Source organism: Methanosarcina sp. 1.H.A.2.2, from assembly GCF_000979975.1.
In the GTDB taxonomy this organism is placed as follows: domain Archaea; phylum Halobacteriota; class Methanosarcinia; order Methanosarcinales; family Methanosarcinaceae; genus Methanosarcina.
Window position 1 is genome coordinate 1 of sequence record NZ_JJQL01000023.1, and the last position, 5,857, is coordinate 5,857.

General features: G+C 45.2%; 9 protein-coding genes. 5 read left to right on the forward strand and 4 right to left on the reverse strand.

Features of this window, described 5'->3' with window-relative positions; all coding sequences use genetic code 11:
- Positions 1-375 precede the first annotated feature (375 nt).
- The 4 genes from EO93_RS04035 to EO93_RS17240 all read left to right on the forward strand — a co-directional run bounded on the left by EO93_RS04035 (position 376) and on the right by EO93_RS17240 (position 3,047).
- Positions 376-1,101 (forward strand): glucose-6-phosphate isomerase family protein, encoded by a 726-nt coding sequence (locus EO93_RS04035; RefSeq protein WP_048161204.1) that lies wholly within the window; start codon positions 376-378, stop codon positions 1,099-1,101.
- Between the two features lie 144 nt (positions 1,102-1,245).
- Complete coding sequence (locus EO93_RS04040; RefSeq protein WP_156161226.1) at positions 1,246-1,587, forward strand: hypothetical protein; 342 nt, start codon at positions 1,246-1,248, stop codon at positions 1,585-1,587.
- Positions 1,588-1,969: 382 nt separating this feature from the next.
- Positions 1,970-2,884, forward strand: a complete 915-nt coding sequence (locus EO93_RS04045) for a glycosyltransferase family 2 protein (protein ID WP_048161205.1) — start codon at positions 1,970-1,972, stop codon at positions 2,882-2,884.
- A 10-nt stretch (positions 2,885-2,894) separates the two neighbouring features.
- A complete protein-coding gene (locus tag EO93_RS17240) occupies positions 2,895-3,047 on the forward strand; it encodes a hypothetical protein (RefSeq protein ID WP_156161227.1) in 153 nt (50 codons plus the stop codon).
- Between the two features lie 34 nt (positions 3,048-3,081).
- Here EO93_RS17240 and EO93_RS04050 read toward each other — a convergent pair whose 3' ends face one another.
- The 4 genes from EO93_RS04050 to EO93_RS04065 all read right to left on the reverse strand — a co-directional run bounded on the left by EO93_RS04050 (position 3,082) and on the right by EO93_RS04065 (position 5,225).
- The gene (locus EO93_RS04050; protein ID WP_048161206.1) at positions 3,082-3,426 is read right to left on the reverse strand and encodes a DUF86 domain-containing protein; all 345 of its coding nucleotides are present in this window, start codon (positions 3,424-3,426) and stop codon (positions 3,082-3,084) included.
- Positions 3,423-3,731, reverse strand: coding sequence for a nucleotidyltransferase family protein (locus EO93_RS04055; RefSeq protein WP_048161207.1), 309 nt, complete (start codon positions 3,729-3,731; stop codon positions 3,423-3,425). The genes EO93_RS04050 and EO93_RS04055 overlap by 4 nt, the downstream gene beginning before the upstream one ends.
- Before the next feature lie 327 nt (positions 3,732-4,058).
- Positions 4,059-4,481 (reverse strand): DUF86 domain-containing protein, encoded by a 423-nt coding sequence (locus EO93_RS04060; RefSeq protein WP_048161208.1) that lies wholly within the window; start codon positions 4,479-4,481, stop codon positions 4,059-4,061.
- 312 nt (positions 4,482-4,793) lie between these two features.
- Positions 4,794-5,225: a nucleotidyltransferase domain-containing protein gene (locus EO93_RS04065; RefSeq protein WP_235284101.1), complete on the reverse strand. Its 432-nt coding sequence runs from the start codon at positions 5,223-5,225 to the stop codon at positions 4,794-4,796.
- 311 nt (positions 5,226-5,536) lie between these two features.
- On the opposite strand from EO93_RS04065, the gene EO93_RS18060 reads away from it, so the two are divergent.
- Positions 5,537-5,857, forward strand: a 321-nt coding sequence (locus EO93_RS18060; RefSeq protein WP_235284102.1) for an acylphosphatase, incomplete at its 3' end; no start/stop codon positions are given.

The window sequence follows — 5,857 nt, forward strand, 5'->3', positions numbered from 1 at the left end:
TGTATGCAGTATATAATACTCTATGCCCTGTTTCTCACATTCTCTGATTATAGGGCTCATTTTTATAATTTCAGGCCTTGTGCCGAGAATAATTGCAATCTTCATATTTTTACCGTGTCCTTGCCGGAAAATGTATTTTACTTTATTAATTTTTATTAAAGTGTCCTTTCCAGTTATTTAAGTTCTTTGGTTTGTGCCATCAATCCGTCGGTCTTGCTTTTTTTTCTTTATCATCTTTTTAATTATAATCTTGTTTTTTCATCCTTTGTAAAAAATTTTATATATATTCATCCCAGACATAACTTCCTCATATAAATTTGAGTACTTACAATATTTTTGAAATATTACTACCTATTACTATTTTGAGGAAAAACTATGGAACCATTGAGTTTTGGGGAAACCGTCCGCGCTCCTGACGTGAGGACACTTTACGACATGAGAGATGTCGTTGCTGATCGGATGTGGCTTGAAACGGCTGAGGACTTCGATCTATATTATATGTACAGGGAGCTTGCACGGAATGAAGAGGAACTCGGGCTTATGAGAGAGTTCGGGCTGCGCTATGATATAACTGTCATTCCTCCAGCAAGGCTTGGAAAGGAGTATGTAAAGACCAAAGGGCATTACCACCCCAGGGCTCCGAATTTTGATGTTTCTTATCCTGAGATTTATCAGGTGCTTGAGGGAGAGGCAGTTTATCTCCTGCAGAAGATGGGGAGAGGTGGGAAGGTTGCAGACGTGGTTGTTGTCGAGGCTGGACAGGGGGATATTGTAGTTGTCCCGCCGGACTACGGGCATATCACAGTCAACAGGTCAAATAAAGTTCTAAAGATGGCCAACTGGGTCTGTGTGGACTTCTCCTCGCTCTATGAGCCTGTCCGGCAGTTTGGTGGCGGGGCTTATTTCCTGCTTGAAGACGGGTTTGTCAGGAATCCTGCCTATTGCTTTGTCCCGGAGCTCAGGTTGCTTGAACCGGAGCGGGCTGAACTGTTCGGGCTCTCGAAGGGCGAAGATATGTATTCGCTGATAGAAGATTTGCAGGTGCTCAGGTTTCTGAAGGAACCTCAGACTTTTTCCGGGCTGTTTGCAGTGGAGGTCTGATCAGGATCAGATTCTCAGCCAGCGCTCCTGTATATTTCTTATTAACTTCTCTGATTTACGCACTTTCATTTGTAATTTGAGTTTCTGTCTTCAGCAATTCTTTCGATCTAAATAATATTTAGTCCGCTTGAGCGAGCAAAGCGAGTGAAACGGACCTCGTGCTGTTGCACTTACAGTGCAACTCCCAGAAAATCTCCGATTTCCTGTGATCCCGAAGCGAAACTCGGGATGGCCAACTGGGTCTGTGTGGACTTCTCCTCGCTCTATGAGCCTGTCCGGCAGTTTGGTGGCGGGGCTTATTTCCTGCTCGAAGATGGTTTTGTCAGGAATCCTAACTACTGTTCCGTCCCGGAGCTCAGGTTGCTTGAACCGGAGCGGGCTGAACTGTTCGGGCTCTCGAAGGGCGAAGATATGTATTCGCTGATAGAAGATTTGCAGGTGCTCAGGTTCTTAAAAGAGCCGCAGATCAATTTCAGGCGTTTTTGATTCATTTCCTCAAAAGGTTTTATTCCATTTTTTCCCGGCAGGTTGTCCGTCAGATAACCTGCTTTAAATGAGGTTTTCAGGTTATGCGTGTTTTTATCCTTGAGGCAATCTCAATAATCGCGACGGGCATTTCTCCTCACAGTGATATATATATTTATTCTAATTAGTCGTTTTAGATTAGTATTTATACTTGCAAATTGCTTCGTCTTAGCTAATTAGTCTCATGGTGCCGATTTTTGAGAGTTACATAGTGGTCTGGACTAAAGTGTTGTTTTTCATCATAAGATCTAATATATAATTTAAATTACATGTTTATTCTTCCAACAAGGGGTGTATTAAAACGGGTGCAGAGCTGGCGACAGGGAGAAGTTATCGATTTCTGATGCCGCATGAGGTTTTAAGAGAAAGGCAGGATGTTTCCCATAACATAACCGTGCTCCTGCCGGCTTATAATGAAGAAGTGTCCATAGGGAGCGTTGTCCTGCTTGCAAGAAGGTATGCTGACAGGGTGATAGTCATTGACGACGGCAGCTCGGACCGGACAGCCGAGGTTGCTGCAAACGCCGGGGCTGAGGTGATTGTGCATTTCCCCAATCTGGGCAAGGGCATGGCTTTTAAGACTGGCTTTGAGGCCGCCGGGGATGCAGATATAATAGTTACCATGGACTCGGACGGGCAGCACAACCCGGCTGATATCCCGAAGCTCGTTGCCCCTATCCTCAGGGGTGAAGCTGACATGGTAAATGGGAGCCGTTATCTGAACGGGCATCCCACAGACACGCCCGCGTACCGGCGCATAGGCCAGACTATCCTTGACAAAGTTACGGTCCTGAACTCCGGAATCAAAATTACCGACTCCCAGAGCGGGTTCCGCGCCTTTGCCGCCTCCACAAAAGACGTCTTCCGCTTCAATGCCACAGGCATGGCAATAGAAAGTGAAATGCTCGCAGACGCAGGCAGGGCCGGGTTAAGGGTAAAAGAAGTGGAGATCCGGGTCAGGTACGACGTAGACGGCTCAACCGAAAATCCTGTAAGGCACGGCCTGGGTGTTTTGTTCAGGATTTTTAAGGACATCGAATATAATAAGCCCCTGTACTGCTTCACCCTGCCCGGTTCCCTCCTCAGTGCAGGCGGGTTATACCTGGGCTTCGGTTTTTTGCGGACCTTTTACCTTGGTGGGAACCTTAACTTCGGGCCTGCCGTTTTGATGATCCTGCTGACCCTCACCGGATCCTTTATGGCTTTGACCGGAATTATGCTGCATTCGATAGCTGGCCTGATCACTCATCTAAAATGAGGGGAAATGAGTGGGTCACGAGAATCTATCCCGTGAACTTCCGGAAATCAGGAAATCTGTATTCTGCATGGCTTCAGTCAAAAAAGATTCAAAGCAGGTTTGGGAGGGCCTTATGGAAGCCTCTGGAGATCTCAGACATGTGGACGTATGTTTCGGCTGTTGATGAAATACGGGTGCAGAGGAAAAGAGCTGGTAATTCACTCAATTTCAGCAAGGATAGATTTGAACATCGGGATAAGGGGTGGAATATCCTGTTGTACAGTGTCCCATAAAATTATCAGATCCACACCAAAATAACCATGAATTAGCCTGTCTCGCATGGTAGCCATCTCTCTCCATGGGATAACCCGATATTTTTCCCTTATCTCCGGAGGTAAGTTCTTAGACGCCTCGCCTATGATTTCTATAGCTCTGATCACGGCATATTGTGTTTTTCTATCATTGACGAACCGGTCATAGGAATATTCGGCGATGAATTCCTGAATATCGAGCAGAGCATTAAGTATGTCTTCTATGTAATCCCCTGCAACTCGGGTAGTCATACTTCAACCACCTCTGAAAGAACGTGTTTGCCGATTCTGGGTTTCAGGGCAGTTTTTGATACAAGATCGACCTTTATTCCAAGTTTATCCGACAACTCATTCTCAAGCCTGGCATAACCCAGCAGCGTGATGGACCCGTTGAATTCCACCAGGATGTCCAGATCGCTTGAAAGCCTCTGCTCTCCCCGGACGTATGAACCAAAAACTCCCATATATTTGATAGGGTACTTCTTCTTCAATTCCGGAAGCATTTCCTGCAGTTTTTTGATGTATATGTCAACTTCACGCGGGTCCTGCAGTTTCATGGTATTTTGAATTTATGGTCATTTGTATATAAAGTAATGGTTTTGCTGCCTCTAAAGGGCTCTGAAAACTCAGAACGGGCATGGGATGGCCTTATGGAAGCCTCTGGAGATCTCAGACCTGTGGACGGATGTTTCGGCTGTTGATGAAATACGGGTGCAGAGGAAAAGAGCTGGTAATTTCTATCCTGCAAGCCTTTTTTTACCTCGTTTTCTGTCCCGGAGCTCTCACCGGGTGCCGTAGGCAGCCGGCCTTTCCCTAAAAATTGCTAAGTGGATGCTTTAATGCAAACCCCGGGCTCTTCTTTTTTCGCGTCTCGAGTTCTGCCTTTAATCATATTTGGAAATCAGGTACTTTGCGATGTATTCAGCAAAAAGTTCCAGATTGTCAATGTCATTTTGGAGATGGGAATAAAGCTTTTCCAGATCAATATCTGCATACATGTGGACAAGCACATTTCTAAAACCGGCCGCAGGTGCTAGCTTCCTGGCAAACTCCTCTGGAAGGATCTCGTGCTGGCCAAGTACCAGGATAACTTCTCTGTAAGTGTCCGGACGCCTCAATTTCTCGCTGGAAACGATCATCTCGCAGATATCAATCATGCAGGCCAGTGAGACCTCCATATACCTTTCAACTGCTCCCCTCAAAGTACGGTTGTCCCTTATCTCCTCAATATCATACGGTTGATATTCTCTGAGAGTGCTGACATACTCCCCCAGTTGTTCCAGCTTGAAGTTAATTTCTTCTATCATCGGAATCCACTTCTCTTGTCCCAAACTTAGTCTTCTTGAGCGCAGCGAAGCTCATTGCTAAAACCCATAAATTAGCCCTCTTGAGCGAAGCGAAAAGGGCAGCGCACCGTCGAGCCGCAACTCGACTGTTCCAGCTTGAAGTTAATTTCTTCTATCATCGGAATCCACTTCTCTTGTCCCAAACTTAGTCTTCTTGAGCGCAGCGAAGCTCATTGCTAAAACCCATAAATTAGCCCTCTTGAGCGAAGCGAAAAGGGCAGCGCACCGTCGAGCCGCAACTCGACTGTTCCAGCTTGAAGTTAATTTCTTCTATCATCGAAATCCGCTCTCTGCTATCCTTCTCAAACTCTCTTTTGCATGCCTTTGAATGTGATACCGCTCGTCCAGGTATCTGGACATGATTTTTGTCTCAAACTTTACTCTGACAGGTTCATAGGATTTTAAAATGATCCCGTCACGTATAATGTTATATGTCAAAAGGAGAGGAGAATCATTGAGTACCACAAGGTCCACATTGTTCGTTTTCAGAAGCCCTGTAAGTTCGCTTATAACTTCCAGCTGAAGATCAAAAGCTTCCTTTTGTAAAAGAGTATCATCAAAAAGCACAGCGATATCAATGTCACTCAGGCGGTTAGCTTCTCCCCGGACGGTTGAGCCGAAAAGATAGGCCAATGTAACGCCCTCAACTTTAGAGAAAAATTCCCTTAGCTTCTGTTCAAGCTGTTCAAGATCTGATTGTGGCATAACGGGCTGCATACAGCTGATCACTTATGACTTTATGCTTACCTCTGTTTATAATTTGTGCAAGCTTCACAATTTCCCGGGTCCGCTCCGTCATCGGCTGCAAAAAAATTGAGAAGCGAACTTTGCAGGCTTAACTCTGTCAGAAAATAGTTAATTATTGTGGTTTTGCAAGCTGATTTTATTTGATTTTCAGGTTCCGGAGCTCTCACCGGGTGCTGTAAGCAGCCGGCCTTTCCAAAAAATTGCTAAGTGGATGGCTCGGGATAAACTGATAACAAGGTTTATCTCCTGTTACGAAAAATAAGTCTCATATGGAGAAACGTGCCGAGATCAAAGTATATGGTCGAGTCCAAAAAGCAGGTTTCAGAGATTTCATTGATGAGATTGCCTTTAATCTGAATCTCAATGGATACGTTAAAAATCTTGATGACGGGACAGTACAGGTTGTTTGTGAGGGAAACGAAGACGCCATTCGTGAATTGCTCACAAAAATTAACATTACTCAATATCCCATTCGTGTAGAAAATATTGACGTGGTCTACAAAAAGCCAACAGGTGAGTATACAGCATTTGAGCTCATCAGAGATGAGGATCTGACCACCGCAACTTATGAAAGAATGGACGCGGCCGCG

Bases quoted from the DNA above. Each gene is read 5' to 3' on its own strand.
- EO93_RS04035 (WP_048161204.1), top strand. From the start codon at position 376: ATGGAACCATTGAGTTTTGGGGAAACCGTCCGCGCTCCTGACGTGAGG.
- EO93_RS04045 (WP_048161205.1), top strand. From the start codon at position 1,970: ATGCCGCATGAGGTTTTAAGAGAAAGGCAGGATGTTTCCCATAACATA.
- EO93_RS04050 (WP_048161206.1), bottom strand. From the start codon at position 3,426: ATGACTACCCGAGTTGCAGGGGATTACATAGAAGACATACTTAATGCT.
- EO93_RS04055 (WP_048161207.1), bottom strand. From the start codon at position 3,731: ATGAAACTGCAGGACCCGCGTGAAGTTGACATATACATCAAAAAACTG.
- EO93_RS04060 (WP_048161208.1), bottom strand. From the start codon at position 4,481: ATGATAGAAGAAATTAACTTCAAGCTGGAACAACTGGGGGAGTATGTC.
- EO93_RS04065 (WP_235284101.1), bottom strand. From the start codon at position 5,225: ATGCCACAATCAGATCTTGAACAGCTTGAACAGAAGCTAAGGGAATTT.